The sequence below is a fragment of the Aeromonas sp. 55A genome (assembly GCF_051919665.1).
Taxonomy (GTDB): domain Bacteria; phylum Pseudomonadota; class Gammaproteobacteria; order Enterobacterales; family Aeromonadaceae; genus Aeromonas; species Aeromonas veronii.
The window spans coordinates 3,475,607-3,501,947 of the sequence record NZ_JBQBEH010000008.1; the positions used below are offsets into that span (position 1 = coordinate 3,475,607).

At 59.7% G+C, this 26,341-nt stretch carries 22 protein-coding genes, 2 pseudogenes and 1 other annotated feature; of the genes and pseudogenes, 11 read left to right on the forward strand and 13 right to left on the reverse strand.

Annotated features, from left to right (window positions below; genetic code table 11):
- Window positions 1-7: 7 nt before the first annotated feature.
- The 4 genes from ACTG2G_RS20105 to ACTG2G_RS20120 all read right to left on the reverse strand — a co-directional run bounded on the left by ACTG2G_RS20105 (window position 8) and on the right by ACTG2G_RS20120 (window position 3,657).
- The gene (locus ACTG2G_RS20105) at window positions 8-523 is read right to left on the reverse strand and encodes a Slp family lipoprotein (protein ID WP_021230054.1); all 516 of its coding nucleotides are present in this window, start codon (window positions 521-523) and stop codon (window positions 8-10) included.
- A 118-nt stretch (window positions 524-641) separates the two neighbouring features.
- Window positions 642-1,343, reverse strand: a complete 702-nt coding sequence (gene tsaB, locus ACTG2G_RS20110) for a tRNA (adenosine(37)-N6)-threonylcarbamoyltransferase complex dimerization subunit type 1 TsaB (RefSeq protein WP_439985783.1) — start codon at window positions 1,341-1,343, stop codon at window positions 642-644.
- A gap of 90 nt (window positions 1,344-1,433) precedes the next feature.
- Window positions 1,434-3,344 carry an ATP-dependent DNA helicase gene (locus tag ACTG2G_RS20115; RefSeq protein WP_201950952.1) on the reverse strand — a complete coding sequence of 637 codons (1,911 nt, stop codon included), beginning with the start codon at window positions 3,342-3,344 and terminating at the stop codon, window positions 1,434-1,436.
- A 67-nt stretch (window positions 3,345-3,411) separates the two neighbouring features.
- On the reverse strand, window positions 3,412-3,657 hold the full coding sequence (locus ACTG2G_RS20120) for a hypothetical protein (RefSeq protein WP_159158900.1): 246 nt from the start codon (window positions 3,655-3,657) through the stop codon (window positions 3,412-3,414).
- A gap of 187 nt (window positions 3,658-3,844) precedes the next feature.
- Window positions 3,845-3,973, forward strand: a sequence feature (His leader region).
- A 24-nt stretch (window positions 3,974-3,997) separates the two neighbouring features.
- Between ACTG2G_RS20120 and hisG the strand changes: the two genes are divergently transcribed.
- From hisG to hisIE, 8 genes and pseudogenes are all read left to right on the forward strand, one after another.
- The gene (gene hisG / locus ACTG2G_RS20125) at window positions 3,998-4,894 is read left to right on the forward strand and encodes an ATP phosphoribosyltransferase (RefSeq protein WP_110303732.1); all 897 of its coding nucleotides are present in this window, start codon (window positions 3,998-4,000) and stop codon (window positions 4,892-4,894) included.
- Window positions 4,895-4,906: 12 nt separating this feature from the next.
- Window positions 4,907-6,231, forward strand: a pseudogene (gene hisD / locus ACTG2G_RS20130) (histidinol dehydrogenase).
- Window positions 6,228-7,298 (forward strand): histidinol-phosphate transaminase, encoded by a 1,071-nt coding sequence (gene hisC / locus ACTG2G_RS20135; RefSeq protein WP_429206203.1) that lies wholly within the window; start codon window positions 6,228-6,230, stop codon window positions 7,296-7,298. The pseudogene hisD and the gene hisC overlap by 4 nt, the downstream one beginning before the upstream one ends.
- A gap of 15 nt (window positions 7,299-7,313) precedes the next feature.
- Window positions 7,314-8,423: a bifunctional histidinol-phosphatase/imidazoleglycerol-phosphate dehydratase HisB gene (hisB, locus tag ACTG2G_RS20140; protein ID WP_429206202.1), complete on the forward strand. Its 1,110-nt coding sequence runs from the start codon at window positions 7,314-7,316 to the stop codon at window positions 8,421-8,423.
- Window positions 8,423-9,064: an imidazole glycerol phosphate synthase subunit HisH gene (hisH, locus tag ACTG2G_RS20145; protein ID WP_439985784.1), complete on the forward strand. Its 642-nt coding sequence runs from the start codon at window positions 8,423-8,425 to the stop codon at window positions 9,062-9,064. The genes hisB and hisH overlap by 1 nt, the downstream gene beginning before the upstream one ends.
- A 5-nt stretch (window positions 9,065-9,069) precedes the next feature.
- Window positions 9,070-9,831, forward strand: a complete 762-nt coding sequence (gene hisA / locus ACTG2G_RS20150) for a 1-(5-phosphoribosyl)-5-[(5-phosphoribosylamino)methylideneamino]imidazole-4-carboxamide isomerase (RefSeq protein ID WP_042030922.1) — start codon at window positions 9,070-9,072, stop codon at window positions 9,829-9,831.
- Complete coding sequence (hisF, locus tag ACTG2G_RS20155; RefSeq protein WP_043850847.1) at window positions 9,831-10,604, forward strand: imidazole glycerol phosphate synthase subunit HisF; 774 nt, start codon at window positions 9,831-9,833, stop codon at window positions 10,602-10,604. The genes hisA and hisF overlap by 1 nt, the downstream gene beginning before the upstream one ends.
- The gene (gene hisIE, locus ACTG2G_RS20160) at window positions 10,597-11,247 is read left to right on the forward strand and encodes a bifunctional phosphoribosyl-AMP cyclohydrolase/phosphoribosyl-ATP diphosphatase HisIE (RefSeq protein ID WP_439985785.1); all 651 of its coding nucleotides are present in this window, start codon (window positions 10,597-10,599) and stop codon (window positions 11,245-11,247) included. Before hisF ends, hisIE begins: the two co-directional genes overlap by 8 nt.
- Before the next feature lie 33 nt (window positions 11,248-11,280).
- Here hisIE and ACTG2G_RS20165 read toward each other — a convergent pair whose 3' ends face one another.
- Window positions 11,281-12,741 carry a KAP family P-loop NTPase fold protein gene (locus tag ACTG2G_RS20165; protein WP_439985786.1) on the reverse strand — a complete coding sequence of 487 codons (1,461 nt, stop codon included), beginning with the start codon at window positions 12,739-12,741 and terminating at the stop codon, window positions 11,281-11,283.
- Window positions 12,742-13,095: 354 nt separating this feature from the next.
- Between ACTG2G_RS20165 and ACTG2G_RS20170 the strand changes: the two genes are divergently transcribed.
- Window positions 13,096-14,385, forward strand: a complete 1,290-nt coding sequence (locus ACTG2G_RS20170) for a sensor domain-containing diguanylate cyclase (RefSeq protein WP_439985787.1) — start codon at window positions 13,096-13,098, stop codon at window positions 14,383-14,385.
- Between the two features lie 87 nt (window positions 14,386-14,472).
- On the opposite strand, the gene ACTG2G_RS20175 is transcribed toward ACTG2G_RS20170, so the two are convergent.
- Both ACTG2G_RS20175 and ACTG2G_RS20180 read right to left on the reverse strand, forming a co-directional pair.
- Window positions 14,473-16,095 (reverse strand): acyl-CoA synthetase, encoded by a 1,623-nt coding sequence (locus ACTG2G_RS20175; protein WP_439985788.1) that lies wholly within the window; start codon window positions 16,093-16,095, stop codon window positions 14,473-14,475.
- 234 nt (window positions 16,096-16,329) lie between these two features.
- The gene (locus ACTG2G_RS20180; protein ID WP_005345660.1) at window positions 16,330-16,518 is read right to left on the reverse strand and encodes a hypothetical protein; all 189 of its coding nucleotides are present in this window, start codon (window positions 16,516-16,518) and stop codon (window positions 16,330-16,332) included.
- Window positions 16,519-17,019: 501 nt separating this feature from the next.
- On the opposite strand from ACTG2G_RS20180, the gene ACTG2G_RS20185 reads away from it, so the two are divergent.
- Window positions 17,020-17,559: a glycine zipper 2TM domain-containing protein gene (locus tag ACTG2G_RS20185; RefSeq protein ID WP_042062616.1), complete on the forward strand. Its 540-nt coding sequence runs from the start codon at window positions 17,020-17,022 to the stop codon at window positions 17,557-17,559.
- A gap of 117 nt (window positions 17,560-17,676) precedes the next feature.
- Here the strand turns inward: ACTG2G_RS20185 and xdhC are convergent, their stop codons facing one another.
- The 3 genes from xdhC to xdhA are packed head-to-tail and all read right to left on the reverse strand — an operon-like array spanning window position 17,677 to window position 21,348.
- Window positions 17,677-18,162 (reverse strand): xanthine dehydrogenase iron sulfur-binding subunit XdhC, encoded by a 486-nt coding sequence (xdhC, locus tag ACTG2G_RS20190; RefSeq protein ID WP_421386400.1) that lies wholly within the window; start codon window positions 18,160-18,162, stop codon window positions 17,677-17,679.
- Window positions 18,159-19,037 (reverse strand): xanthine dehydrogenase FAD-binding subunit XdhB, encoded by an 879-nt coding sequence (gene xdhB / locus ACTG2G_RS20195; protein WP_100653699.1) that lies wholly within the window; start codon window positions 19,035-19,037, stop codon window positions 18,159-18,161. Before xdhB ends, xdhC begins: the two co-directional genes overlap by 4 nt.
- Window positions 19,030-21,348 (reverse strand): xanthine dehydrogenase molybdenum-binding subunit XdhA, encoded by a 2,319-nt coding sequence (gene xdhA / locus ACTG2G_RS20200; protein WP_429205455.1) that lies wholly within the window; start codon window positions 21,346-21,348, stop codon window positions 19,030-19,032. The genes xdhB and xdhA overlap by 8 nt, the downstream gene beginning before the upstream one ends.
- 57 nt (window positions 21,349-21,405) lie before the next feature.
- Here xdhA and ACTG2G_RS20205 point away from each other — a divergent pair, with 57 nt between their 5' ends.
- Entirely contained in the window at window positions 21,406-21,663 is a 258-nt protein-coding gene (locus ACTG2G_RS20205; RefSeq protein ID WP_421386396.1) for a hypothetical protein, read from the forward strand.
- On the opposite strand, the gene ACTG2G_RS20210 is transcribed toward ACTG2G_RS20205, so the two are convergent.
- From ACTG2G_RS20210 to ACTG2G_RS20220, 3 genes and pseudogenes are all read right to left on the reverse strand, one after another.
- Window positions 21,660-22,961 (reverse strand): NCS2 family permease, encoded by a 1,302-nt coding sequence (locus ACTG2G_RS20210; protein WP_421231045.1) that lies wholly within the window; start codon window positions 22,959-22,961, stop codon window positions 21,660-21,662. The genes ACTG2G_RS20205 and ACTG2G_RS20210 overlap by 4 nt on opposite strands.
- A gap of 397 nt (window positions 22,962-23,358) precedes the next feature.
- Window positions 23,359-24,675: a guanine deaminase gene (gene guaD / locus ACTG2G_RS20215; protein ID WP_259588288.1), complete on the reverse strand. Its 1,317-nt coding sequence runs from the start codon at window positions 24,673-24,675 to the stop codon at window positions 23,359-23,361.
- Window positions 24,676-24,727: 52 nt separating this feature from the next.
- Window positions 24,728-26,249, reverse strand: a pseudogene (locus tag ACTG2G_RS20220) (nucleobase:cation symporter-2 family protein).
- Between the last annotated feature and the right edge of the window lie 92 nt (window positions 26,250-26,341).

Consider the following 26,341-nt stretch of genomic DNA (forward strand, 5'->3'; position numbering starts at 1 on the left):
GCAAGCCTTAACGACGCAGCGGCCGTCTCGGCCAGAAGGGATCATAGAAGGGGTCGTAGAAGTAGGGGTCCATATAGCGCACCTCCACCTCCTTGACTGGCGGCCACAGCTTGCTGCCCGTCACATTGAGCACCGAGAAGCGGTACTTGTGCTCGCCAATCTGGCTATCAACCGGTTTGCCTATGGTGCCAAGCACTGTCAGGCTGCGCCCCTTGGCGTAGAGGGTCGGATCGACAAAACCCTTCATGATGGCCAGAAAACGGCCCGGGCTCTGCTCGGTCTGCTCCGGCACACCGTTGGACTTGAGCGGCAGATAGACCACTTCAATAACGCTCTGATCCGCCTTGTTGTGTACCGCCGAGATAACGCCGCTCCAGCGGGCCGGTTTGCCCTCCATTCCGCCAAGGGCGGGCTGATAGGCCACCAGCTGGTTTTCTGGCTCATAGGCCAGCTCCTTGGGGACCGAGCTGCAGGCCCCGAGCAGCAGAGCCAGCGCCCCGACCACCATAGTGCGTTTCATCATGTCGCTTCTGGTATTACGCATCATGTCACTCTCCTGTTGCCGGCGTGGCCCGTCGGGCCACCCGCTTGTGTTGCAGCTGATGAGCGGCAAGAGCGACATGACGTCAGTGCTCCTGCCCTTATTCGCGACCCGGCAGTTTTTTCCAGGTCACCTTGTCACGCAAATAGACCGGCGTTGCTTGTTCAACCGGTACCGCCTCCCCCGCCAGCCAGGCGGCACGGGCCAGCGGCAACATGTCTTCTGCCGCCGGGAAACGCACCTGGCTCACCGCCAGCTCATCGGCCAGACCACTCAGGGTCTCGCCATAGGTTTCAAAACCGGTGCCGACGCAGGTCACAGGGCCCGCAAGCTTGCCACGGACGTCAACAAGTGCCGCGGGTTCGCTCACCACCTCGTCCCCCACCAGCTGCATGCGGCCATCAATGAGCTCATAGCAGCCGAAATAGACCTCGTTCATCCGCGCATCGATGGCGGTCAGCACCTGCTCGGCGCCATCCAGTCGATAGGCGCCTTGCGCCATGGCGGCCAGGGTCGAGATGCCAATCAGCGGCACTCCCGCGCCAAACGCCAAACCTTGCGCCACACTGATGCCGATCCGCACGCCGGTAAAGGAGCCCGGGCCGCGGCCGAACGCGATGGCATCGAGGTCACTCAAACTTATCCCGGCATCCTCTAACACAGCCTGAACCATGGGCAGGATTTTTCGGGTGTGATCCCGTGGCGCCTCCTCCCAGCGGGAGAACAGCTTGTCACCCACCAGCAAGGCGGCGGAGCAGGCTTCGGTGGCGGTATCTACGGCCAGGATCTTCAACTCGTTCATGCTTTCCAATCTCTATAAAATCAGTCAATTACATAACCGGCAAGCGAGATATGCTCACCCGTTGTTCAAATCTGTTAGCTGGCGGCAAACTTATTCACCGCGATCGAAAAAGCTCCCCAGCGTCCCCAACTCCCGGGTGCGAGGAATGGCGGGCAGACTCTTGATAAAGGTGGCGCCGTAAGGTTTGTTGACCATCCGTGGATCACAGATCACCAGCACCCCGTGATCACTGCGATCACGAATGAGCCGCCCCACCCCCTGTTTGAGGGCGATCACCGCCTTGGGCAACTGCAGCTCAGCGAAGGGATCACCCCCCTTAAGCTTGCAATCATCCACCCGCGCCTTGAGCAGCGGATCATCAGGGCTGGCAAACGGCAGTTTGTCGATGATAACACACGACAACGCCGCCCCTCTCACGTCGATCCCCTCCCAGAAGCTGCTGGTCGCCACCAACACGGCGCGGCCATTCTCGACAAACTCCTTGAGCAGCCGCTGTTTGTTGTCCTCCCCCTGCAGCAGCACGGTGCGGCCAATCTCCCGGCGCAGCACCTCGGCCACCTGACGCATCACCTGATGGCTGGTGCAGAGGAAGAAACAGCCCCCTGGTGTCTTGTTGATAAGCGGGATCATCAGATTGGCCAGCTGCTCGCCACGGCCAAAGGCGTTGGGCTCCGGCAGATAGCGGGGCACACAGAGCCGCGCCTGCTCGCCATAGTCGAACGGACTGTCGAGGATCAGCTCGGCGCTGCCCGCCAGCCCCAGCTCGGCTTTGAAGTGATCAAACCGCATATCCACCGTCAGGGTGGCGGAGGTGAAGACCCAGGCCACTTCCGGTCTTTGCACCTCGGCACTGAATCGCTCGGCCACCGATAGCGGCGTCAGATTGAGGGTGAAATGAAGCCGTGAGCAGTCGTACCAGTAGGAGAAACCGGTCTGGTTGACCGCCAGCACTTCACCCAGGCGGGTGCGCAGTTCACTGATCCGTTCGAAGGCGTGATCCAGCTGCTCGCCACGGCCGAGAGCGAGTTTCAGCACCTCGTAGCAGAGCCCGATGGCATCGTTAAGACGAGCCAAAGCCTGCCCCCAGAGCGGCTGGCGCAGCATGTCGCGGGTATTACCGCGACCGCCATCCACCCCGAAGGCGAGACGCAGATCCTGACTGGCGATAGCGAGCCGGTCCGCCGCCTTGCCGAGCTGGGCCATGTCGTGGGCCTCTGCCCGATAGGCCAGCTGGATATCCTGCGCCAGATCCTGAATCGTTCGGCTGCCCACCGATTTGCCGAAGTAGTTGGAGGCGATCTCAGGCAGCTGGTGTGCCTCGTCAAAGACATAGACTTGCGCCTCCGGCACCAACTCGCCAAATCCGGTGTCTTTCACCGCCATATCGGCGAAGAAGAGGTGGTGGTTGATCACCACCACCTGGGCGTCCATGGCGCGGCGACGGGCTACCACCAGATGGCAGTCGTCGTAATAGGGGCAGTCGCGACCGAGGCAGTTGTCGTTGGTGCTGGTGACGTGGGCGAGGATCTCGGCGTTCTCCTGCAATCCCGGAATATCCCCCACATCGCCGTTATCGGTCGCAGTGGACCAGGATTTGACCTTCACCAGATCGTTCAGGATTTCAGGCTTTTGCAGATGGGATTCGCTCAAGAGCCGGTTCATCCGCTCGATGCAGAGATAGTTGCTGCGCCCCTTGAGCAGGGCAACCGGCGGGGTGTAGGAGAGCGCCCCTGTGATGGTCGGAAGATCCCGATAGAAGAGCTGCTCCTGCAGGTTCTTGGAGCCGGTGCTGATCACCACCCGCTTGCCGGATTCCAGCGCAGGGACCAGATAGGCGTAGGTCTTGCCGGTACCGGTTCCTGCCTCAACCAGCAGACGGCCACCACTCTTGATGGCGCGCGCGACCGCTTCGGCCATCTCCAGTTGGGGAGCGCGGGCTTTGAAACCGTCGATATGGCTGGCCAGAGGGCCATCTGGCTTGAACAGGGTCTGGATGGTCAAAAGGGCGTCCCGCAGCAAAAGCGGCCATTATGCCAAAAGCGCGGCAAAAGCGGGACAGATAATCTGCCTAGACGAACAGATCGATCTGATGCTCGGGGTCCGGCTTGTGATCGCCCTCCTCCGCCTTGGGCTGATCACGCTTGGCGGGGGTGCTATACGCCTGCTGGCGCTGCTGGGAGTCACTGTTGTCAGTGCCGGTCTTGCGCAGCTGATGCTTCTTGCTGATCTGGTTCACTTCCCGCTTGATCTCTTCGCTGCCGGGCGCGGCAGGTGCCCGGGGCAAAATGGGGAACAACAGGTCCTGGCTGGGCATGATGGCGACTCCTGCAGGGGTTATTGTCTAGTTATCGACCAGAAAACCGTTTTCGCCACTTTAATCGATCAAATCACAATTTCGGGTTGCATTTTCTGTCAAGGCAGGTAGTTTAAATCAGGCGTCAATTACGACATCTTATTTTGTAAAGGATTGATTACATGAAGTTCACCACCCTGAAGACTCATCACCACCATCATCATCCCGACTAGTCTTTCAGGAGGTTGACTGCTGGAGGACACTTAACTGGTGACTTCCAAAAGGACCGCAAGATTCATAAACCCTCGGAAGCACCCACTTCCGAGGGTTTTTTCGTTTTTGACTAGAAGGAAATCGAGCAATGGAAACACAACGTCTACGTATCGCCATGCAAAAGTCCGGTCGTCTGAGCCAGGACTCCCAAGCCCTGTTCAAGAGCTGCGGCCTGAAAATCAACCTGCGCGAGCAGCGCCTTATCGCCCATGTCGAGAACATGCCCATCGATATCCTGCGGGTGCGCGATGACGATATCCCGGGGTTGGTGATGGAAGGGGTGGTCGACCTTGGCATCATCGGCGAGAACGTGCTGGAAGAGGTGCAGCTTATTCGCGCTTCACAGGGACTACCCTTCGAGGTCAAAACCCTCAAGCAGCTGGACTTTGGTGGCTGCCGCCTCTCGCTGGCGGTGCCAGAAGATGTGACCTACACAGGGCCACAGAGTCTGGCGGGCAAGCGCATCGCCACCTCCTACCCCGGGCTGCTCAAGCGCTTCTTTGACGACAAGGGTCTTGGCTTCAAGAGCGTGATGCTGGGCGGCTCGGTGGAAGTGGCGCCCCGCGCGGGCCTGGCCGATGCCATCTGCGATCTGGTCTCCACCGGCGCGACCCTGGAAGCCAATGGCCTGAAAGAGGTGGAGGTGATCTACCGCTCCAAGGCGGTGCTGGTACAGGCCCCCAACCCCTTGTCTGATGCCAAACAGAAGCTCATCGACAAACTGCTGCCCCGCATTCAGGGGATGCAGCAGGCCCGCGAGAGCAAATACATCATGCTGCACGCCCCCAAAGACAAGCTCGATGCCATCACCGATCTGCTGCCGGGTGCCGAGCGCCCCACCATCATGCAACTGGCCGGTGACACCAATCAGGTGGCGCTGCACGTCGTCTCCAGCGAGACCCTGTTCTGGGAGACCATGGAGCAGCTCAAGGCCCTCGGCGCCAGCTCCATTCTGGTGCTGCCCATCGAAAAAATGATGGAATAAGGAAGGGACATCATGCAGACCCTGATCTGGAAGACCCTCTCCTCCGCCCAGCAGGCCGACGTGCTGACCCGACCGGCCTTGAGTGACGAGGCCGATATTGGCACCGTAGTGCGGGATATCATCGCCGCGGTGCGTAGCCGTGGCGATGAGGCCCTGCGCGAGCTGAGCCTGCGCTTCGAGCGCGCCCCCCGTGAACAGTTGCGCGTCAGCGAGTCCGAGATTGAAACTGCCTGCGCGCGGCTGGATGACGACATCAAAAATGCCATCGAAGCGGCCATTGCCAACATTCGCACCTTCCACGCCGCACAAGTGCAGCCAGTGGTGCGAGTGGAAACCCAACCCGGGGTGGTATGCGAGCTGCGCACCCAGCCCATCAGTCGGGTCGGCCTCTATGTGCCGGGGGGCAGCGCGCCGCTCCCCTCCACCGTGATGATGCTGGCTATTCCGGCGGCTATCGCCGGTTGCCGTGAAGTGGTGCTCTGCACCCGTCCCCCGCCAGCGACGAGATCCTGTTTGCCGCCCGCGCCTGCGGCGTCGAGAAGGTGTTCGCCATCGGCGGTGCCCAGGCCATCGCCGCCATGGCTTACGGCACCGAGAGCATCCCCAAGGTGGACAAGATCTTCGGCCCGGGCAACGCCTATGTGACCGAAGCCAAGGGACAGGTATCCCGCGACTGGCGCGGCGCCGCCATCGACATGCCCGCCGGCCCCTCCGAGGTGCTGGTGATTGCCGACGAGAGCGCCAACCCCGCCTTCGTGGCAGCAGATCTGCTCTCCCAGGCCGAGCATGGCCCAGACAGTCAGGTGGTGCTGGTCACCACCTCGCCACTGTTGGCCGATGCCATCGCAGGGGAAATCAAGAGCCAGTTGGCCAAACTGAGCCGCCGCGATATCGCAGCCCAGGCGCTCGGCAGCAGTTTGGTGATCCTCTGTGACGATCTGGCCGAGGCGTGTGCCATCTCCAACGCCTATGCGCCGGAGCACCTGATCGTTCAGACCCGCGCACCCCGCGAGCTGCTGGACCAGCTTGAGAATGCCGGTTCCATCTTTCTGGGAGCATGGACGCCCGAGTCAGTCGGCGATTACGCCAGCGGCACCAACCACACTCTGCCTACCTATGGCTATGCCCGCACCTGCTCCAGCCTTGGCATCGCCGATTATCAGCGCCGCTACACGGTGCAGGAGTTGAGTGAGCGCGGCATTCAGGGCCTTGGCCCCATCGTCGAGCGCATTGCTCAGGCCGAAGGGCTCGATGGCCACAAAAATGCCGTCACCCTCAGATTGAACGCCCTGGCCGCCGCGCCCCAACCAACAGCACAGCAGAAGGATTTGTCATGAGCATTGCCAATCTGGCGCGCCGCGTGGTGCGGGCCCTCACCCCTTATCAATCCGCCCGCCGCATCGGCGGCAAGGGCCACGTCTGGCTCAACGCCAACGAGGCGCCGCAGGCCTATCCCTTCACCATCGAGGGGAGCCGCCTCAACCGCTACCCCGAGTGCCAACCGGCCGAGGTGGTGAACAGCTATGCCGCCTACGCCGAGGTTAATCCAGATCAGGTGCTGGTGAGCCGCGGCGCCGACGAGGCCATCGAGCTGCTTATTCGCACCTTCTGTGAAGCGGGTGAAGATCAGATCCTTATCTGCCCACCCACCTACGGCATGTACGCCATCAGCGCCGAGACCTGTGGCGTGGGCATCGTCGAGCAGCCGCTGACCGCCAACCGCCAGCCGGACTGGCCCGCCATCGCGGACCGTCTGTCTGATGTGAAACTGGTATTTCTCTGCTCCCCCAACAACCCCACCGGGGATCTGGTGGGGCGCGACGGCCTTATCGCCCTGCTGGAAAAAGCGCGGGATCGCGCCATCGTGGTGGTGGACGAGGCCTATATCGAGTTCTGCCCGGAAGCGTCCGTGGTGGACCTGCTGGCCCGCTTCCCCAATCTGGTGGTGACCCGCACCCTCTCCAAGGCCTTTGCCCTGGCGGGGATCCGCTGCGGCTTTACGCTGGCAAGCCCCGAGGTGATCGCCATGCTGGCCAAGGTGATCGCCCCCTATCCCATCCCCGAGCCCATCGCCCAGATCGCGGCGCAAGCCCTCTCCCCCATGGGGCTGGAGCTGATGCACGAGCGAGTGATAGAGCTCAACAAGCAAAAAGCCGCCTTCAAGGCAGAGCTGGCAACGCTTGCCTGCGTGAAGGAAGTATTCGAAGACAAGGGCAACTTCGTGCTGGTGCGCTTTGTGGATGGCGCCGTCATCTTTGCCGCCATGAAGGCCGCCGGCATCATACTGCGAGATTTCTCGACCAAACCCGGCCTTGATAACAGCATTCGCGTCACCATCGGCTATCAGGGCGAGATGGATGCCGTGCTGGCGGTACTGCGTGACCTGCCCTCTCCCACTTTGTAAGACAAGGATGTAGCGATGAAGACCCCGTTTTTGTTTATCGACCGCGACGGCACCCTGATTGAAGAGCCGGTGACCGACAAGCAGGTGGATAGCCTCGCCAAGCTGCGTTTCGAGCCCATGGTCATTCCGGTGCTGCGCGAGTTGCTGGCCGCCGGTTACGTGCTGGTGATGGTGACCAATCAGGATGGGCTGGGTACTGCCAGCCTGCCGCTGGAAAACTTCCAGCCACCCCATGACCTGATGATGCACCTGTTTGAATCGCAAGGGGTGAAGTGGGAGCAGGTGCTGATCTGCCCGCACTTCCCCACCGACGGTTGCAGCTGCCGCAAGCCCCACCTCGGGCTGGTAAAGGAGTACCTCGCCTCCGGCCGCATCGACTTTGCCAACTCCTTCGTGATTGGCGATCGCCAGACCGATCTGCAACTTGCCGAAAACATGGGCATTGGCGGTATTCGCTACCACCCGCAGGATCACGACTGGCTCGCCATCCGTGATCAGCTGTTGTCCAAGGGACGCGTAGCCTCGGTGGAACGGTACACCAAGGAGACCCGTATTCAGGTGGCCCTAGATTTGGACAAGAGCGGCGGCAACCAGATCGTCACCGGTATCGGCTTCTTTGATCACATGCTGGATCAAATTGCCACCCACGCCGGTTTCCAGCTCAAGCTGAACGTCAGCGGCGATCTGCATATCGACGATCACCACACGGTGGAAGATGTGGGGCTGGCGCTGGGTCAGGCACTGCGTCAGGCCCTTGGCAACAAGCGCGGCATCGGCCGTTTCGGCTTCGTGCTGGCGATGGACGAGGTGCAGGCGGTGATCGATGCGCGCCCGCTGACCGAACAGGAGGTGAGCACAGCACTGGATCTCAGCGGTCGCCCCTACTTTGTGTTTGACTGCCCGAGCGGCTTTGGCCGCGACAACGTGGGCGAGATGGCCACCGAGATGGTGCCCCACTTCTTCCGCTCGCTGTCGGACGCCATGGCCATCACATTGCAGATGAAGGTGGGCAGCGGCAACACCCACCATCAGGTGGAGGCACTGTTCAAAGGCTTTGGCCGCGCCCTGCGTCAGGCCATTCGGGTGGAAGGGAGCGAGCTTCCCTCCAGCAAGGGAGTGCTGTGATGGATGTAAGCAAGCAGAAGCTGGTCATCATCGATACCGGCTGCGCCAATCTGGCCTCGGTCAGAATGGCCTTCGAGCGCCTCGGCGTGCAGCCGCTGGTCTCAAGCGTGGCGGCCGATATCGAGCAGGCGGACAAGCTGATCCTGCCCGGCGTCGGCACCGCGGTTGCCGCCATGAAAAACCTCAACGAGCGGGGGCTGGTGCCGCTCATTCGCGCCGCCAAGCAGCCGCTGCTGGGCTTTTGCCTCGGTATGCAGATGCTGGCTGAAGCCTCCGAAGAGAGCATGGGTACGGATGACTCGTCAGAGCAGCTTATCGACTGCCTTGGCATAGTGCCGGGCAAGATCCGGCTGATGGAGGTCGGTAATCTGCGGCTGCCCCATATGGGCTGGAACCAGATTGAGCATGACGAGACCCATCCTCTGCTCAAGGGGATCCCGAGCGGCAGCTACTTCTATTTCGTTCACTCCTATGCGCTGGAGGTGACCGACGCGACGCTGGCGACCTGCGACTATGGCCAGCCGTTTACCGCCATCGTCGGTGGGGTTGCAGAGCACAGCAACTTCTTTGGCGCCCAATTCCACCCGGAGCGCTCAGGCGCAGCCGGTGCCCGTTTGCTGCAAAATTTTCTGGAGCTGTGACTAGCATGATCATTCCCGCAATTGACCTTATCAACGGTCAGGTAGTTCGCCTCTATCAGGGGGACTACGAGCAGAAGACCGAATACAGCAGCAGCCCGCAGGCCCGCTTCGATGAATATGTCTCCCAGGGGGCGGTGCAGCTCCATCTGGTGGATCTGGACGGTGCCAAGGATGCCAAGGCGCGCCAGCTGCCCCTGCTGACCCAGCTGCTGTCGGCCACCGAAGCACCGGTGCAGGTCGGCGGCGGCGTGCGTACCGAGCAGGATGTGGCAGATCTGCTGGCCGCCGGTGCCAGCCGGGTGGTGATTGGCTCCACCGCCGTCAAATCCCCGGATCTGGTTGCCAGCTGGATGGAGAAATATGGCCCCGAGCAGATCGTGCTGGCGCTGGACGTCAATATCGATGAGCAGGGCAATCGCCATATCGCGGTGGCGGGCTGGCAGGAGAACAGCGGTGTGACCATCGAAGCGCTGATCGAGCGCTTCCTCCCCGCCGGGCTCAAACATGTGCTCTGCACCGACATCAGCCGTGACGGCACCCTGGCTGGCACCAATGTCGAGCTCTATCGGGATCTCTGCGCCCGCTACCCGAGCGTTGCCTTTCAGGCCTCCGGCGGCATTGGCGGCATCGCTGATATCGAGGCGCTCAAGGGCTCCGGCGTCAAGGGGATCATCCTTGGCCGCGCCCTGCTGGAGGGCAAGTTCTCGGTGGGTGACGCCATCGCCTGCTGGCAAGCCCCCGCTGCTGATACCACAGGAGGCAACTGATGCTGGCAAGACGCATTATCCCCTGCCTCGACGTGAAAGATGGCGTGGTGGTCAAAGGGGTGCAATTTCGCAACCACGAGGTGATGGGCGGCATTGTCGAGCTGGCGCGCCGCTACGCCGAAGAGGGCGCTGACGAGCTGGTGTTCTATGACATCACCGCCTCCAGCGATGCCCGGGTAGTGGACAAGAGCTGGGTGAGCCGGGTGGCGGAGGTGATCGATATCCCCTTCTGCGTTGCCGGTGGCATTAAAAGCGTGGAAGATGCCCGCCAGATCCTCGAATTTGGTGCCGACAAGGTCTCCATCAACTCCCCTGCCCTTGCCGACCCGACCCTGATCAGCCGACTGGCCGAGCGCTTTGGCGTGCAGTGCGTGGTGGTGGGCATTGACTCCTACTTCGACGCCGAAACGGGCCACTATCAGGTCAAACAGTTTACCGGTGACGAGAGTCGCACCCGCACCACCGCCTGGCACACTCTCGACTGGGTGCAGGAGGTGCAAAAACGCGGTGCGGGTGAAATCGTGCTGAACGTGATGAATCAGGACGGCATGCGTCAGGGTTATGATCTCGACCAGCTCAAGCTGGTGCGCAGCGTCTGCAAGGTGCCGCTGATCGCCTCCGGCGGCGCCGGTGCCATGGCACACTTTCGCGATGCCTTCACCCTCGCCGACGTGGACGGGGCGCTGGCCGCCTCAGTGTTCCACAAAGGCCTTATCCCCATTCCCGAATTGAAACGCTGGCTGAAAAACGAAGGAGTCGCCATCCGTGAATAACTTCTCAGATAACACACAAACAACCGCCAGCGCGCGCCCCCTTGCCGAGCGGCTCGACTGGGAAAAGTGTGACGGTATGATCCCCGCCATCGTCCAGCACGCCGCCAGCGGCGAGGTGCTGATGCAGGGCTTTATGACCCGCGAAGCGCTGGAGAAGACCCAGACCACCGGTCAGGTCACCTTCTTTAGCCGCAGCAAACAGCGGCTCTGGACCAAGGGTGAAAGCTCGGGCAATGTGCTCCAACTCGTGGCCATCAGCACTGACTGCGATCAGGACTCCCTGCTGATTGCCGCCAACCCCGTCGGCCCCACCTGCCACAAAGGGACAACCTCCTGCTTCCATGGTCACCCTCTGCCGCCCCTCGGTTTTCTGGCAGAGCTGGAGCAGGTGCTGGCAGCCCGCAAAGGGGCCGATCCGGCCACCAGCTACACCGCCAGCCTCTACGGCAAAGGGACCAAGCGCATCGCCCAGAAAGTCGGTGAGGAAGGTGTTGAAGTAGCGCTGGCCGCCATGGCCAAGGATCGGGAGGAGCTCATCAACGAATCCGCCGATCTGCTCTACCACCTGACCGTGCTGCTGCAAAACGAAGGGCTGGGATTACAGGATGTGGTTCAGCGGCTTTATGAGCGGCATAATAAATAAACTGAGAGTAAAGCCGGGTTATCCCGGCTTTACTCATTTAAGATAATAAGAACGCTCAACTAAACTTCTATATACAGACATATCATCTTCCAAGTTTGATAATATAACACTCACCCAAATATTTTCTTTGCGACCATGATTACCTTCCTCCGTTGAAATTTTATCCATGATTTTTTTGGGCTCACTGTTTCCATTGCTCATAAAATTCATAATGCAATATGAACTAGCCAAGAAGCCATCAATATATATATACTTTTTATTTGAAGCCCCTTTAACAATATAATTAGGTGCAACATCAACACACTCAGCGTCAGTTATTATATAAGTATGTAATTTGGTTCCATACATGTTGACCTTCAGTTTAAATTCATCAACATCAAGTCTGAAATTTACAACATCATTGTAAAAGTTAGTATCGACCTCATTCAAAGAGATCAAGAAAAGTAACAGCGGAAGATTTAACTTTCTTTCATCTGAATAAGTTAACAATACTATTTTTAATCTATCTAACACAAGAGTAGTCAATCTCAGGTTTAGCGAGAAATGCTCAAACATCATCGTAACAAAATCAGTTAGTGAAGCGTTTTTCTTAAAGCATGGCCATATGCCATCCAAATTAACACTGAGTAATACAAGTTCATTTTCTATAAAATTCTTCAATGAATCTGAGTTTAAAATGAACCTTCTATGAAAAAATCTACTTAGGTAATGTTGAGCGTTAAACCCTTCTCCATATATGACTTTAACTGAATGCTGCAACTGCTCGGTATCCGTTGCCAATACAAAAGCAACTTTGGGAATGTCAAATATATGCTTTATTGTCTCCAGCATTTCCACTGCATAGGAGGGACGGCAGCGATCCAGTTCATCAATCAAAATAAAGGCGGGGTAATCCAGCTCTCCATTACCTAAAGCAACAGCACCTTCCACCCATTGCCGTATCTCTTGTTTAAGATACTGGATAGATTCATAACGCTCTTTCTGATTGCTGCACAAAGCATCGACCAGCTGATTGGCCTCCTCACCTTCCAGAGAGAAATCATCTTCTTCCAATCCAGCCTTCTTGATTGCCGCTTTCAACGCCAGTTTGCCGCCAACCTTAAATAATCCAAGCAGCCGCTGACGCATTCCTTCTGGAATCGGGTTTTCTTTTCCCGCAATCATTTTTAACTGGTCGATAATCGACGAAATCACCGTCAGCAAGGGATCGTCGGAAAAGTCCTGCTGCCAGGCATCGATATAGACGGTGGGATAATGCGCTTTCAGCTCCATATACCAGCGCTTGATAAACCAGGTTTTACCCGCCCCCCACTCGGCATTGAGGTTGAGCACATAGTTGCGCTGCTTGCCTTCGGCGGCCAAGTAGTTGGTCAGAAACTCTGCATAGCGGGCACGATCAAGCCGATCGGCACTCAAGATCTCTTCGCTACCCGCAATGGCCCCCGGCCCGTCCCACTGAACAACGTCATCCCAATTAAACGGTGCCACTGCCATCTCGAATCTCTCCATATTGCGTTGCTGAGGATGATATCAGGGGCACAGTGAAAATTGTTTGATTAAAGACCTGTTTGTTGCCCTTTCTGCCGCTCGGGCTGGCGTATTTAACTGCCGGGCAATTGCTCTGCTGCTCGCCCACGATGCCGGGCCGATATAGGTGGGACGGTTATCTGCATAGCCACGGACTCAGTTGATTTCCTTTGACCACACCAACGATGACAATCGTGTGACATGGCGCAGAACTTGCGGAAATAAACACGAAATATGGCCTGTTCAGTGCTTAATTTAAACCGTTGGTACATATATTAGCGCGGTATACAACGACTCCATTGACCAAGGATGGTTAACCCCATGAAGAATGAACCCTTCTCTATCCAGTTACAGCATGAGCTGGATCACCTCAAAGCCATCTTCAACGAGACGGACGCCTACATGTTTACCAAGGATCTGGCGGGCCGTTACACCTATGCCAATCAGGCGGTGCTGGATCTCTTTGGTTGCACCCTCGCCGAGTTGCAGGGGCAGGATGATCGGGCCTTTTTTGATCTCGAATTCTCCGACACCATTCAACGCAACGACCGGTTGGTAATGGAGCAACAACTCGCCATCGCCCAGGAGGAGATCAACTACCTCAAATCCACCGGGGAAAAGCGCTGCTACTGGACCGTTAAAAAGCCCATCCATGACAAGGATGGCAACCTGATCGGCCTGTGCGGCATCTCCACCGATATCACCGAACACAAGCTGATTGAGGCCCGCATGGCGGAGCAGCATCAGCTGCTGGAAATCATCCTCGCCAACGTGGATGCCCATATCTATATGAAGGACAGCCTGCACCGCTTTCTCTACGTCAACCAAAAGGTCGCCGATCTGCTGGGCCTTCCTGCCGAGCAGATCATCAATCGGCGCGATGATGAGGTGATCCCGGCTGCCAGCGCCTGCCAGCTGTGGCGGCTGGACAACCGGGTATTCGAAACCGGCGAGCTGCAAGCCGGGGAAGAGATGCTGACCGATCCCGAAGGCAATCAGCACTATTACTGGTCGGTCAAGGTGCCCTTTCTACTGGGGGATGGCACACCCACCCTGATCGGTATCTCCTCCGACATTACCGAACTGCACCAGCTCAAGGAGCAGCTGCACCAGCAGTCGGTGCGCGATGGCCTCACCGGTCTCTACAACCGCCGTTTCTTTTTCGAGTTGTGCGAGAAGAACCTCAGTCTGGACATGCGCCACCACCTCGCCTCGGTGCTGATAGTGCTGGATGTGGATCAGTTCAAGTGTATCAACGATCGCTTCGGTCACCCCCTTGGGGATAGCGCGCTGGTGCATCTGGGCAGGGTGATGCAATCGGTGCTGCGCAGCGAAGATGTGCTGGCCCGCATCGGCGGTGACGAGTTTGCCATCTTGCTGCCCAACACCACCCTCTCGGCCGCCGCATCCCTGGCCGAGCGGCTGCGCCTGCAGGTGATGCAAAGCCCACTCCCCCTGCCCGATGGGGATAAACTGGTTATCACCATCAGCGCCGGACTGGTGGAAAATGGCGAGGGGGAGCTGATGGAGAGCCTCTACGCCCGCGCCGATCAGATGCTCTATCAGGCCAAACAGAGCGGTCGCAACTGCGTTGCCTGCAAGACCCCCTAGCCACACAACGGGAGGGCCAGCAGCCCTCCATGCTCCCTCGTTTCTCCCTTCTATGAAAGTCTGTGCTGGCTCCTTACGTACAGGCCGCTACCCCAGCTGTTTGCGCAGCACGAATTTTTGCACCTTGCCGGTCGAGGTTTTCGGCAGCGGGGTGAAGATGATGCGTTTGGGGGCCTTGAAGTGGGCCATCTGCTCCCGGCAAAAGGCGATCAACTCCGCCTGTGTGGTCTCTCGCCCCTCTTTCAGTTTCACGAAGGCGCAGGGCACCTCCCCCCACTTCTCATCGGGCATGGCGATCACCGCCGCTTCGTCCACATCGGGATGGCGATAGAGCACATCTTCCACCTCCAAACTGGAGATATTCTCCCCGCCGGAGATGATGATGTCCTTGGATCTGTCCTTGATCTCCACATAACCGTCCGGGTGCCATACCGCCAGATCGCCACTGCGAAACCACCCCTCCGCCATCGCCTCGGCGCTGGCCGCCGGATTCTTCAGATAGCCCTTCATCACCACATTGCCCCGCAGCACTATCTCCCCCATGGTTTTGCCATCCTTGGCCACCGGCTCGCCAGTGACCGGATTGATAACCCGCATCTCCCCCTGCAGGGGCGACGCAACACCCTGCCGTGCCTTGAGGCGGGAGAGCGCCGTGGCATCCTGCCCTTGCCAGCTTCTTTGCGGTTCGCACAACACGCAGGGGCCATAGGTTTCGGTGAGGCCATATACGTGGGTCACGGCGATCCCCATCGCTTCCATACCGGCGATCACGGTGGCGGGGGGCGCAGCGCCAGCGGTCATCACCTTGATGGGGTGATCCAGCCCCTGCTTGAGCGCCGGATCGGCATTGTTGAGCATATTGAGCACGATGGGAGCCGCGCAAAAATGGCTCACCTTGTGCTCGTGCAGCGCCTTATAAATGGCGGCCGCCTGCACATGCCGCAGGCAGACGCTTACCCCGGCGGTGGCCGCCAGCGTCCAGGGGAAGCACCAGCCGTTGCAGTGAAACATCGGCAATGTCCAGAGGTAGACGGGATGTTTGGGCAGCTCCCAGGAGAGCACGTTGTTGATGGCGTTGAGGTGGGCGCCGCGATGGTGATAGACCACCCCCTTGGGATTGCCGGTAGTGCCAGAGGTGTAGTTAAGGGAGATGGCCTGCCACTCATCTTGGGGCAGCCAGCCGGGCTCATCGCCGTTACCAGTGGCAATAAAGGCCTCATAGGTCAGTTCACTGACAAGCGCCCCTTCCCGGTAGAGGGGATCGTCGATGGCGATGACCAGCGGTTGGCGCTCCAGCAGATCCAGCGCCTTGCGCACCACAGGGCCAAACTCCCTGTCCACCAGCACCACCTTGCTCTGGGCATGCTGGAAGATAAAGGCCATCGACTCGGCATCAAGCCGGGTATTGATGGTGTTGAGCACGGCGCCGCTCATAGGCACCCCGAAGTGCGCTTCAAACATCGCCGGGATATTGGGCGCAACGATGGAGACGGTGTCCCCCTCCCCGATACCGCTAAGCCTCAGGGCCGAAGCCAACTGGCGGCAACGGCGGGCGGTCTCGCCCCAGCTCTGGCGCAGCAAGCCGTGGATCAGCGCCGGATAGTCGGGATAGACCCGCTCCGCCCGCCCCAAAAAGCTGATGGGGGTCAGGGTCTCGAAATTGGCGGCGGTTTTGGCAAGATCACGCTCATAGATGTTCTGCACTGTCATCGGATTCCTTCCTCACAGGTGGCACAAAACGGGCAGTTTCGGGATGATTCAGAGATCAGTAAGCGACATGGGCATCCTGCCCGTCACTGGTCTCTTATGGGGATGACAGCCTAACAGTGAGCCTGCGGCGGCAGGTATTAGCAAAACGTCTTAGAGGAAGAGCGGAAGAGGTATTCGGTGCGAGGACAGGCAAGCGAGCCCCCGCCAATGGCGAAGGCTTTACCTCAATCATCGTTAGTGGCGCACCCGCCCCTGCTGGCGGAAGCAGTAGAGCTTGAGGCTGATGTCGGCGATATCGGCGGGAAGCTCCTCTCCCTGCTCGGCCAGGGGCCGGTAGAGGGATGAGAGCAGACGTTCGGCCTGCTGCACCGTGATGATGTTGGCCTGGATGGCCGGGGTGATCCAGCTGGGTAACATTGACATATCTCCCCCTCGTTGATCCGGTGATCTCGGGTGAACATCTTCATATCAGGTCTTACGCAGTTGTCTGCCGACCCGCTCACCCTCTGCTTCACCCAATCAAAGCAAAATGCTTGCCGTGATCTCTTATCGGCCAACATCCGATGGGGCTGGAACCATTTATCAACCACTTGCGTGGGCATCTCAACGAACAGAGCCCTTGTTCAAGACCTCCCTTGACCTGCCCCCGTCAGCACTTTGCCACTCTGGCATTCTGCTCCCCGCCCGCCTTGCAAATTGCGACTCGAATTGCTCCTTATCACACTGGCACAGTCCACCATGCGCCGGAAACTGGTCACTTTTAGTCCGTTGTCGCCAAAGCCAGACACTTTTTCGGGGTGGCTATTTTTTGACCTTGCCAGCGCCTGTCGCAGACCCATCCCCCTCGCCTTGTCCGGCCAACCGGTTGTGACAAGATAGCGCCAGATTGGAACAGCCCGTGTGGGTATGCAGGAGAACAACAAGATGAACAGATCCATGATGGCAGGTATCGGTATTGGCATCGCCTCGGCCCTAGCGCTCTCGGCCGCGGCCAGCGGCTCCCTCTTTACACCACAACCCACCTTTGCCGAGGTGATCGCCAGCAAGCCGATCACCGAGACCATCAAGACTCCCCGCCAGGAGTGTCGCAACGTCACCGTGACCCACCGTAAGCCGGTGCAGGATGAGCACAAGATCCTCGGCACCGTGGTGGGCGCGGCGCTGGGTGGCGTAGTCGGCCACCAGTTTGGCGGCGGCAGCGGCAAGAAGGTGGCCACCGCCGCAGGGGCGGTCGCGGGGGGTTATGCCGGTAATCAGGTGCAAGGCAATATGCAGGCGGGGGATACCTACACCACCACTGAGCAGCGCTGCAAAACCGTGCAGGATAGCAGCGTTAACACCATTGGTTATGACGTTACCTATCGCCTCGCAGGTCAGGAGGGGGTGATCCGCATGAAGCAAGCCCCAGGCGCCACCATTCCGGTCAAAGATGGCAAATTGGTGATCGACCAGCCAAAAGTGTGATTTCTCCTGACCCCACTCAGCAGCAGGCCCGCCTCTTTCGAGGCGGGCCTGTGTTTTTGGGCGGCTTGATTTCCTTTTTTCAAACAACGGCACGCACCACTCACGGCACCCGAACTATCACCCTTTGCAGCACTTCTTCACCGCCCGAACCACGTTCTGATAACCGGTACAGCGGCAGAGGTTGCCCGACAGCCCGCGGCGGATCTCCGCATCGGTCAGCGGACGACGTTCGGTCTTGTCGAGCAGGGCGGCGCTCGCCATCACGAGGCCCGGGGTACAAAAACCGCACTGTACCGCCCCCTCGTCGATAAAGGCCTGCTGCACGTCGGAGAGCTCATTGCCTTTGCGCTCCCCCTCCACGGTGCGAATGGATTTGCCATCGGCCCAGACCGCCAGATAGAGGCAGCTGTCGATGGCAGTGCCATTCACCCGCACGGTACAGGCGCCGCACTCACCGACACTGCACCCCTCTTTCACACTGATCAGCCCCTGCCCGCGCAGGAAGTGGAGCAGCGACATGGTGGGCGGCACTGCATAGGAGTAAGGCTTGCCGTTGATCTCGCACTGGATCGCAACAGTGGGACAGCTTTGCGGTTGCATCATAGGATCTTCCCTCCGGCACGTTCGACTGCGCAGGCGACCACCCGCTGCGCCAGGGTTTTTATAAGGTGCAGGCGAAACTCCTTCTCTGCCCGCCAGGAGGATCGCGGCGCCACATCGGCCACCACCGCCTCGGCAATCGCGGCCAGTGTGGCGCGAGTCAGCGGTTGCCCTTCGGCCGCCGCTTCCGCGTGAGGGGTGCGCACCGGCGTCGGTGCCGCCACGCCGTAAGCAAGCCGCAAGCGCTTGAAGTGGCCATCCTCAATCTGGCAGTAGGCGGCGCAGCCGATGGTGGCGATATCCATGGCATCGCGCATGGCGTACTTGAAATAGTGGGAGCCCACATGGGGGTGTGAGTCCGGGGCAAAGTGAAACGCCACCAGAATGTCCGCCGGTTGCAGCGCCACCTTGCCAGGGCCGGTGTGAAAACCGGCGATGGGGATGCGGCGTGTGCCATCGGGCCCCGCAATTTCCAGCTCTGCTTCCAGCGCGACAGTCGGCGCTGCCGAGTCTGCACTGGTGGCGCCATTGCAGATATTGCCGCCATAGGTGGCAACGTTGCGGATCTGCGGGCCGGCGATGGTGGCAGCCGCTTCCGCCAGCATCGGCAGGCGGCGCTGTACCAGTTCGTTCTCGATGAGCTCGGTAAAGGTAGTGCCGGAGCCGATACGGATCGATCCGTCAGCCAGCTCGCTCACCCCTTTGAGTTCGGGCAAGTCGTGAATATCGACGATATGTCGATAGGCGGCGTTGAGGTGATGCAGCTGGATCATCACATCGGTGCCACCGGCCAGGAGGCGCGCCTCGGGGTCAGCCTGACGCAGGGCGACCGCCTCGGCTACACTGTGCGCCTTGTAGTAACGGGCAATATCAAACATGGTGTTGCTCCTCCCCTGATCCCTCGCCAATCAAACCCGCCGCGACAAACTCCCGGAACAGGGTTTTGGGGGTGATAGGCAGCTCGTTGATGGCGACACCGGTCGCCATGCGGATGGCGTTACGGATAGCGGGGCCCGGCGAGATGATGGGCGGTTCCCCCAGGGATTTGTGGCCATAGACCGACTGGGGCTCGTAGGTCTGCACGAAGTCGCATTCAAGCTCCGGCAAATCCAGCATGGTGGGGAACTTGTAGTCGAGCAGGTTGGGGTTGCGCACCACGCCGGTCTTGGCGTCGATGATCATCTCCTCGAACAGGGACCAGCCGATCCCCATCCCCATGCCGCCATGCACCTGCCCCTCCGCCAGCTGCGGATTGAGGATCTTGCCTGCATCGTGCAGGTTGATGATGCGATTGATGGTCACCTTGCAGAGATCGATATCGACGCTGAGATCGACAAAGGTACAGCCGAAACTGGGCGGATTGGTGGTGGTCTTGTGGGAGACCTCGGAGGTGATCTGACCGCCGATAGTGAGGTGGTAGTAGGCGTTGACCGACACTTCGGCGACGCTGATCAGCACCTTCTCCGGCGCACCGGCCAGCACCACGTAGCCGTCGATCAGGGTCAGCGATCCTACATCCTGATGGCAGAGTTGGGCCGCCAGCGACAAAATGCGGGCCCGCAGCTGCAGCGCCGCCTGATGGATGGCGGGCGCCGCCACATAACTCTGGCGCGAAGCGAACGAGCCAGGATCATAGGCGGTGATGTCGGTATCCTGAGTCGAGATGACCCGGATCTGCTCAAACGGAATGCCCAACGTCTGGGCCGCCATCTGGGCAAAGACGGTATCCGATCCCTGCCCTATCTCGGTGGCGCCAATCTGCAAATTGACAGTGCCATCCTGATTGAGCAGCATGCGGGCGCCAGCAATTTCGACACCCACCGGATAGGTGTTGGAGCCGTAGCTAAAGCATGCAACCCCGATGCCGCGCCGCACCCGGCTCGCCGGATCCTGCCCCAGACACTCGGCCTTGAGCCGATCCCACTGGAACTGCTCGCCCCCCCGGCGCAGACACTCAGGCAACCCGGCGCTGTAGATGGTCTTCTGGTTGACCTGATTGACATCCCCTTCCCGCGCCACGTTGGCGATCCGCACATCAAGCGGATCCAGCCCCAGTTCGGCGCAGGCGTCATCCAGCATGCACTCGAGGGCAAAAATCGCCTGTGGCGCGCCGTAACCGCGCATGGCACCGGCGGTGGGCAGGTTGCTGTAGAAGGTTTTGGCGTCATAGCCAAAGGCGCTGCGCGGATAGAGGTAGCTGATCTTGTTGCCACCGGCGCTGGCGATGGAGTGGCCGTGGGAGGCATAACCGCCGGTGTTGGAGAGCACGTCGAGCTGATAGCCCTTGAGGGTGCCGTCGCGGTTGAGGCCTATCTTGCCGTCGATTGCAAAGCCGTGGCGGGTGCGGGAGGCAAAAAAGCACTCCTCCCGGCTCAAGGTCACCTTGACCGGCACGCCGCCAAGCTTGTAGCTCAGAAACGCCGCCATCGGCTCTTCCAGCACATCCTGCTTGTTGCCAAAACCGCCGCCCATATAGGGCTTGATCACCCGCACGCTCGACCAGGGCAGGCCGAGGGACTTGGCCACCCGGCTGCGCACTATCTGGGGGATCTGGGTACTGCTGACCACTATGATGTGGTCCGGCTGATCCATGTAGGCGTAGCAGGTCACCGTCTCCAGATGGCAGTGCTGCACCACCGGCGTCCGGTAGTGCCCCTGAAACTGCAGATCGGCCGCCTCAATGGCCTGCTCCGGGTCATTGGCGCGAAGCTGACTTTGGCGCAGCAGATTGCCACTCGGGTGAATGGGATAGGCATCGTCGGCCAGCGCGCTTTGGGCATCCGTCATCACCGGTAGCGGTTCGTAGGTCACCTTGACCAGCGCAGCCGCTTTTTCGGCGACCAGTGGATCGCGGGCCACCACGATGGCGACCCCATCACCAAAGTGGCGTACATGGTCGGTGAGCAGACGGCGGTCTTTCACATCCCGCTTGGCCTCATCGAGGGACCAGGCGTGGCCGGCAGTGCGAAAACAGGTAGTGGGCACATCTTCATGGGTGAACACGGCTTCGACCCCGTGCAGCGCCAGGGCCTCGCTGGCGTCGATAGCAAGCACCTTGCCATGAGCGATATTACTGCGCACGTACTTGGCGTGGCGCATCCCGAGCATGATGTTGTCATCGGTATAACGGGCACTGCCGGTCACCTTGGCCTCGGCATCCACCCGCTTGAGCGGTAATCCTATGGACATGATCAAGTCCTTTTTCAGGGAAGAAAAATCCAGAACCGGGATAAAAAACAGCAAGATATGCGCCTGTTTCCCCCTCTCTCCCCGGCGATGGGAAGAAGTGTGAAGAGGATCCCATCTGTCTCCCTTTTTCTGGCCGGCAAGGTGCCTGCCGGAGACGAAGCAGCAGCCCCCGATGCAACCAGTTCCCACAGCGCTATCAATCTGGTAAGGGGATTTATCAAAATGGTACGGGGTGAAAATCAAATGAACATGCAGGTTTGGCAAAGAAAAGCGGGGCTGCCGATGGCAGCCCCGAAACGGGCGGGTTATCCCTAAATAGCCCACCCCCCAGCATAAAAGAGCACCAGCGCTAGGGCGATGACCACGGTGCCGACGTTGAGCTGGTGCCACTCCTTCGAGCAGATGCGGCCGATCACCAGCGCACTGAAGCCGAGCATGATGCCGGTGACGATGTTGCAGGTGAGCACGATAAAGACCGCGCACACCAGCCCGGACATGGCCCCGACAAAGTCATCGAAATCGAGCTTGGTGACGTTGCTCAGCATCAAGAGCCCCACATACATCAGGGCCGGTGCGGTGGCATAGGCGGGCACCAGATAGGAGAGCGGCGAGAGGAACAGCATCAGCAGGAAGAGGCCGCCGACCACGGTCGCGGTGAGGCCGGTTTTGCCCCCCGCCGCCGTGCCCGCGGCCGATTCGATATAGACGGCAGCGGGGGCCGCCCCCACCAGACTGGAGAAGATGCTGCTGACCGAGTCGGCACTGAGCGCCTTGCCGCTGTTGATGATATGACCATCCTTATCGAGCAGGTTGGCCTGGCCCGCCACGGCGCGGATGGTGCCGGTGGCATCGAATACCGCTGTCATCACCAGCGCCAGCACGCTGGGCAGCACCAGCGGCGAGAGGGCCCCCATGATATCCAGACTGAAGATGAGGGACTTGCCCTGATCGTCCGAGAGGCTCGGAAGGGCGAACAATCCCTGATACTTGACCGCCGGATCGAAGATAAGGCCGAAGATGGAGATGGCGATGATCACCAGCAGGATCCCCCCCGGTACTCTCAGCTTCTCCAGCCCGAAGATCACCGCAAGGCCGATCAGGGACATAATGACCGGCATGGAGGTAAAAGCCCCCAGCGCCACCGGCAGCCCCTCCAGCGGGTTCTTGATCACCAGCCCCACCCCGTTGGCAGCGATAAGCAGCAAGAAGAGACCGATCCCGATGCCGGTGCCGTGGGCAATCCCCATCGGCAGGTTGTCGAGGATCCAGCTACGCACCCCGGTCACCGAGATGGCGGTAAACAGCACCCCCATCAGGAAGACGGCCCCCAGCGCCACCGGAATGGGGATCTGCTGCCCCAGCACCAGACTGAAGGCAGTAAACGCCGTGAGGGAAATAGCGCAGCCGATGGCCATCGGCAACTTGGCCCAGAGCCCCATCAAGAGCGAACCGAACCCCGCCACCAGACAGGTGGCCACAAACACGGCGCCGGGAGGAAAGCCCGCCTTGCCGAGCATGCTTGGCACCACGATCACCGAGTAGACCATGGCAAGGAAGGTGGTGAGGCCCGCCAGCACCTCCTGTCTGACATTGCTGCCCCGCTCGCTGATCATAAAGTAGCGATCAAGAGCCGTGAGCGGCTGTTGCTTTGCTGCGCTCTGGCTGGCGTCATCATTGGCCAGCTGTTCCACGCTGTTTGTCCTGCTGTTTGCTTGGGTCATACCCAACTCCTTCACACGCGCCTGAATGTTCCATGACGAAATGGCGACAGGATCTGCGGGTCTGCCGAGCGCCAGTCTGATGAGAAACAGGCGATGGTGGCAGAGGATGCGACAGACAGACCAGGGCAGGCAGCCTTGACTCAAACGTTTGCCTTGCTGGTCAAAAAAACCGGGCCATTTCACGTTCTATGCGGGGAGATCCCCTGTGGTGCGGCAAGACTGGCGCCCCTGTGGGGCACGCCAGCCGCCGTATTCGTTGGGGCTGCGCCGCGGCAGCCCACTACAAGCCCTACCCCCGTTCATGCACCAGTTGGCCATCCACATAGGTGCGGTAGATGGATCTGTCATCCCCCAGGGTCAACAGCACAAAGAGCTTGTCCCGCAGGGTGGTGGAGTTGTCATAACGCAGCTGCTGCAGCGGGGTGGCGACCGGGTCGAGCACCACGAAGTCCGCCTCCTTGCCCACCACAAAGCTGCCGATCTTCTCGTCCAGCCCCAGCGAATGGGCGCCGCCCAAGGTGGCCAGATAGAAAGCCTGATAGGCCGAGAGCCGTTCGCCCTGCAACTGCATCACCTTGTAGGCCTCGTTGAGGGTCTGCAGCATGTTGAAGGTGGTACCGGCGCCGATGTCGGTGCCCATCCCTACCTTCACCTGCTTGCGCCACGCCTTGTGCAGCTTGAACAGACCGCTGCCGAGATAAAGATTCGAGGTGGGACAAAACGCGATGGTGGAGCCAGTCTCCTTCAGGCAATCCCACTCCTGCTCTTCCAGATGGACGCAGTGGGCAAAGACGCAGTTGTGGCCGGTGAGCCCATGCTGGTGATAGACATCGAGATAGCCCTTGTGCGCCGGGAAGAGGGATTTGACCCAGGCAATCTCGTCCTTGTTCTCGCACAGATGGGTGTGCAGATAGGTGGTGGGAAACTCTTCGCGCAGTCTCCGCGCCATCGCCAGCTGCTCGGGTGTCGAGGTGGGTGCAAATCGTGGTGTGATGGCATAGAGCAGTCGACCGTTGCCGTGCCAGCGCTCGATAAGCTGCTTGCTCTGCACATAGCTGCTCTCGGCGGTATCGAGCAGATAATCGGGGGCATTGCGATCCATCATCACCTTGCCCGCGATCATCCGCATATTGATGCGACTGGCCGCCTCGAACAGGGCATCCACTGACTCGGGGTGAACGGTGCCGAACACCAGCGCCGTGGTAGTGCCGTTACGCAGCAACTGCTTGATAAAGAAGGTGGACATCTCGCGGGCATACTCGAGATCGTTGTAGCGCCGCTCGGCCGGGAAGGTGTGGCGGTTGAGCCACTCCAGCAACTGCTCGCCATAGGCCCCTACCATCTCGCTCTGGGGATAGTGAATGTGGGTATCGACAAAGCCCGGCACTATCATCTTGCCGCGATAATCGCGCACCCGCACTTCGGCCGGAATGCGATCTTTCCCCTCCTCCCACTCACCGAACCAGTCGATGCAACCGTTGCGAATGATCAGCAGACCATCCTCGATAAGACGGGCGTTGGACTCAATCTCCTCGGGCTGATCCACCACCCGGGTGATATCGAAGAAGCTGCCGCGTACCGCTTTGACAGAGTTGTCGTTTTTCATAACCGTTTCCCTGTTTTTCTTGTTCTGTTGACGTTTTTTGCCGGTTTAACCGTCAGATCCGTTCCACTTGTGGCGCCACCGCCTGCCCGGGCACTGGCTCTGGTGACCCCTCACCCTTGCTGGCCGATGACAGGCCCGCGCTGCGGGCGGTAAAGCTCACATCCGGCTTGTCGCTCAGCTGGATCACCTCCACCGCCTCGGCATCCCTGACGGCCGCCTTGCGTTTGCGGCTTTGCGGCAGCACCAGATTCATGATGATGGCGGTGATGCCGCCGGCGCAGATGGGGTTCTCCACCAGCATGTAGATACCCGCCGGCAGCACCTTGAAGACGTTCGGGTCATAGGAAACCCCGAGCCCAAGACCCAGCGAAGTGGCGACAATCAGGGTCTCCCGCCGATCGAAGCCGTGGCTGATGATGATGCGACCACCGGCGATGGCGATCATCGAGAACATGATGACCATGGCGCCCCCCATCACAGGTGACGGTATGGTGGTAAAGAAGCGCCCCACTACCGGGAAGAGCCCCAGCAGCACCAGAATGACGGCGATAAACTTGCCCACATGGCGTGAGGCCACCCCGGTCATCTGGATGACGCCGTTGTTCTGGGCAAAGGTGGTGAGTGGCAAAGAGCCGAGGGCAGAGGCGATCACCGATACCAGACCGTCAGCCAGCACGCCGCCGGAGAGCCGTTTTTGAAACGGGGCCCTGAATATCCCGGTGGGAGACCATGGCGGTGGCGGTGATGTCCCCCACCGCCTCCAGCACGCTCAACAGATAGATGGTGCCTGCCAGCATAAAGGCGTGAAAATCGAAGGTGAAACCGTACTTGAACGGGATCGGCACAGTAATAAGCGGCAGGTCCTCAAGGGCGGAGAAATCCACCATACCGAGCATCAGGGCCACCGCATAACCTACCAGCAGGCCGATGGCGATGCCGCTCATCCGCAGCAGCGGGCTTCGGCTGCAGTTGAAGGCGACGATGACGCAGAGCACCAAAAGCCCCAGCCCGATGTGCTCGTATTTGCCGAAAGTGCCGCTGCTCATGGCGGAGAAGCCGCCGCCAAAGTCGATGATCCCCACCTTGATAAGGCTCAGACCAATCATCAGCACCACTACCCCGCTCACGGTCGGGGTGATCACCCGCTTGAGGTAGGGCAGCACAAAGGAGGAGCCCATCACCAGAAAGGCGCCGACAAAGGAGACCCCGAGCAGAGTCGAGACGATCAGCTCCTCGTGGATGCCATCTTTTTTCATGGCGCCGCCGAGCGCGATCATCACGGTCACGAAGGAGAAGTTGACCGACTGGATGGAGAGCAGCCCCGAACCGATGGGGCCATAACGGTTCACCTGCAGCCAGGTGCCGATACCGGAGGCGATCATCGCCATGGAGACCAGATAGGCGGTGATCTCGGTGGAGAGACCCAGGGCGCCACCGACGATCAGCGCCGGGGTCACCATGGGGACAAAAATGGCCAGCAGATGGGTCACTGCACCCATCAGGGTTTGATAAAACGGGGGTTTGTCTTCCAGCTCGTAAATGAGATCCGAGTGCTTGCGTGTTGTTTTAGACATCGTGTTTGTCCCATCACACAGAATGTAGGCGGAGTACTCATTCCGCCGTCAGGCGCTGGGGGCGAGCTGGCGCCCGCCCCTCACCTTTTCTT

Coding starts and splice junctions, on each gene's coding strand:
- ACTG2G_RS20105 (WP_021230054.1), bottom strand. CDS start 523: ATGATGAAACGCACTATGGTGGTCGGGGCGCTGGCTCTGCTGCTCGGG.
- tsaB (WP_439985783.1), bottom strand. CDS start 1,343: ATGAACGAGTTGAAGATCCTGGCCGTAGATACCGCCACCGAAGCCTGC.
- ACTG2G_RS20120 (WP_159158900.1), bottom strand. CDS start 3,657: ATGCCCAGCCAGGACCTGTTGTTCCCCATTTTGCCCCGGGCACCTGCC.
- hisG (WP_110303732.1), top strand. CDS start 3,998: ATGGAAACACAACGTCTACGTATCGCCATGCAAAAGTCCGGTCGTCTG.
- hisC (WP_429206203.1), top strand. CDS start 6,228: ATGAGCATTGCCAATCTGGCGCGCCGCGTGGTGCGGGCCCTCACCCCT.
- hisB (WP_429206202.1), top strand. CDS start 7,314: ATGAAGACCCCGTTTTTGTTTATCGACCGCGACGGCACCCTGATTGAA.
- hisH (WP_439985784.1), top strand. CDS start 8,423: ATGGATGTAAGCAAGCAGAAGCTGGTCATCATCGATACCGGCTGCGCC.
- hisA (WP_042030922.1), top strand. CDS start 9,070: ATGATCATTCCCGCAATTGACCTTATCAACGGTCAGGTAGTTCGCCTC.
- hisF (WP_043850847.1), top strand. CDS start 9,831: ATGCTGGCAAGACGCATTATCCCCTGCCTCGACGTGAAAGATGGCGTG.
- ACTG2G_RS20165 (WP_439985786.1), bottom strand. CDS start 12,741: ATGGCAGTGGCACCGTTTAATTGGGATGACGTTGTTCAGTGGGACGGG.
- ACTG2G_RS20170 (WP_439985787.1), top strand. CDS start 13,096: ATGAAGAATGAACCCTTCTCTATCCAGTTACAGCATGAGCTGGATCAC.
- ACTG2G_RS20175 (WP_439985788.1), bottom strand. CDS start 16,095: ATGACAGTGCAGAACATCTATGAGCGTGATCTTGCCAAAACCGCCGCC.
- ACTG2G_RS20180 (WP_005345660.1), bottom strand. CDS start 16,518: ATGTCAATGTTACCCAGCTGGATCACCCCGGCCATCCAGGCCAACATC.
- ACTG2G_RS20185 (WP_042062616.1), top strand. CDS start 17,020: ATGAACAGATCCATGATGGCAGGTATCGGTATTGGCATCGCCTCGGCC.
- xdhC (WP_421386400.1), bottom strand. CDS start 18,162: ATGATGCAACCGCAAAGCTGTCCCACTGTTGCGATCCAGTGCGAGATC.
- xdhB (WP_100653699.1), bottom strand. CDS start 19,037: ATGTTTGATATTGCCCGTTACTACAAGGCGCACAGTGTAGCCGAGGCG.
- xdhA (WP_429205455.1), bottom strand. CDS start 21,348: ATGTCCATAGGATTACCGCTCAAGCGGGTGGATGCCGAGGCCAAGGTG.
- ACTG2G_RS20205 (WP_421386396.1), top strand. CDS start 21,406: ATGCGCCTGTTTCCCCCTCTCTCCCCGGCGATGGGAAGAAGTGTGAAG.
- ACTG2G_RS20210 (WP_421231045.1), bottom strand. CDS start 22,961: ATGATCAGCGAGCGGGGCAGCAATGTCAGACAGGAGGTGCTGGCGGGC.
- guaD (WP_259588288.1), bottom strand. CDS start 24,675: ATGAAAAACGACAACTCTGTCAAAGCGGTACGCGGCAGCTTCTTCGAT.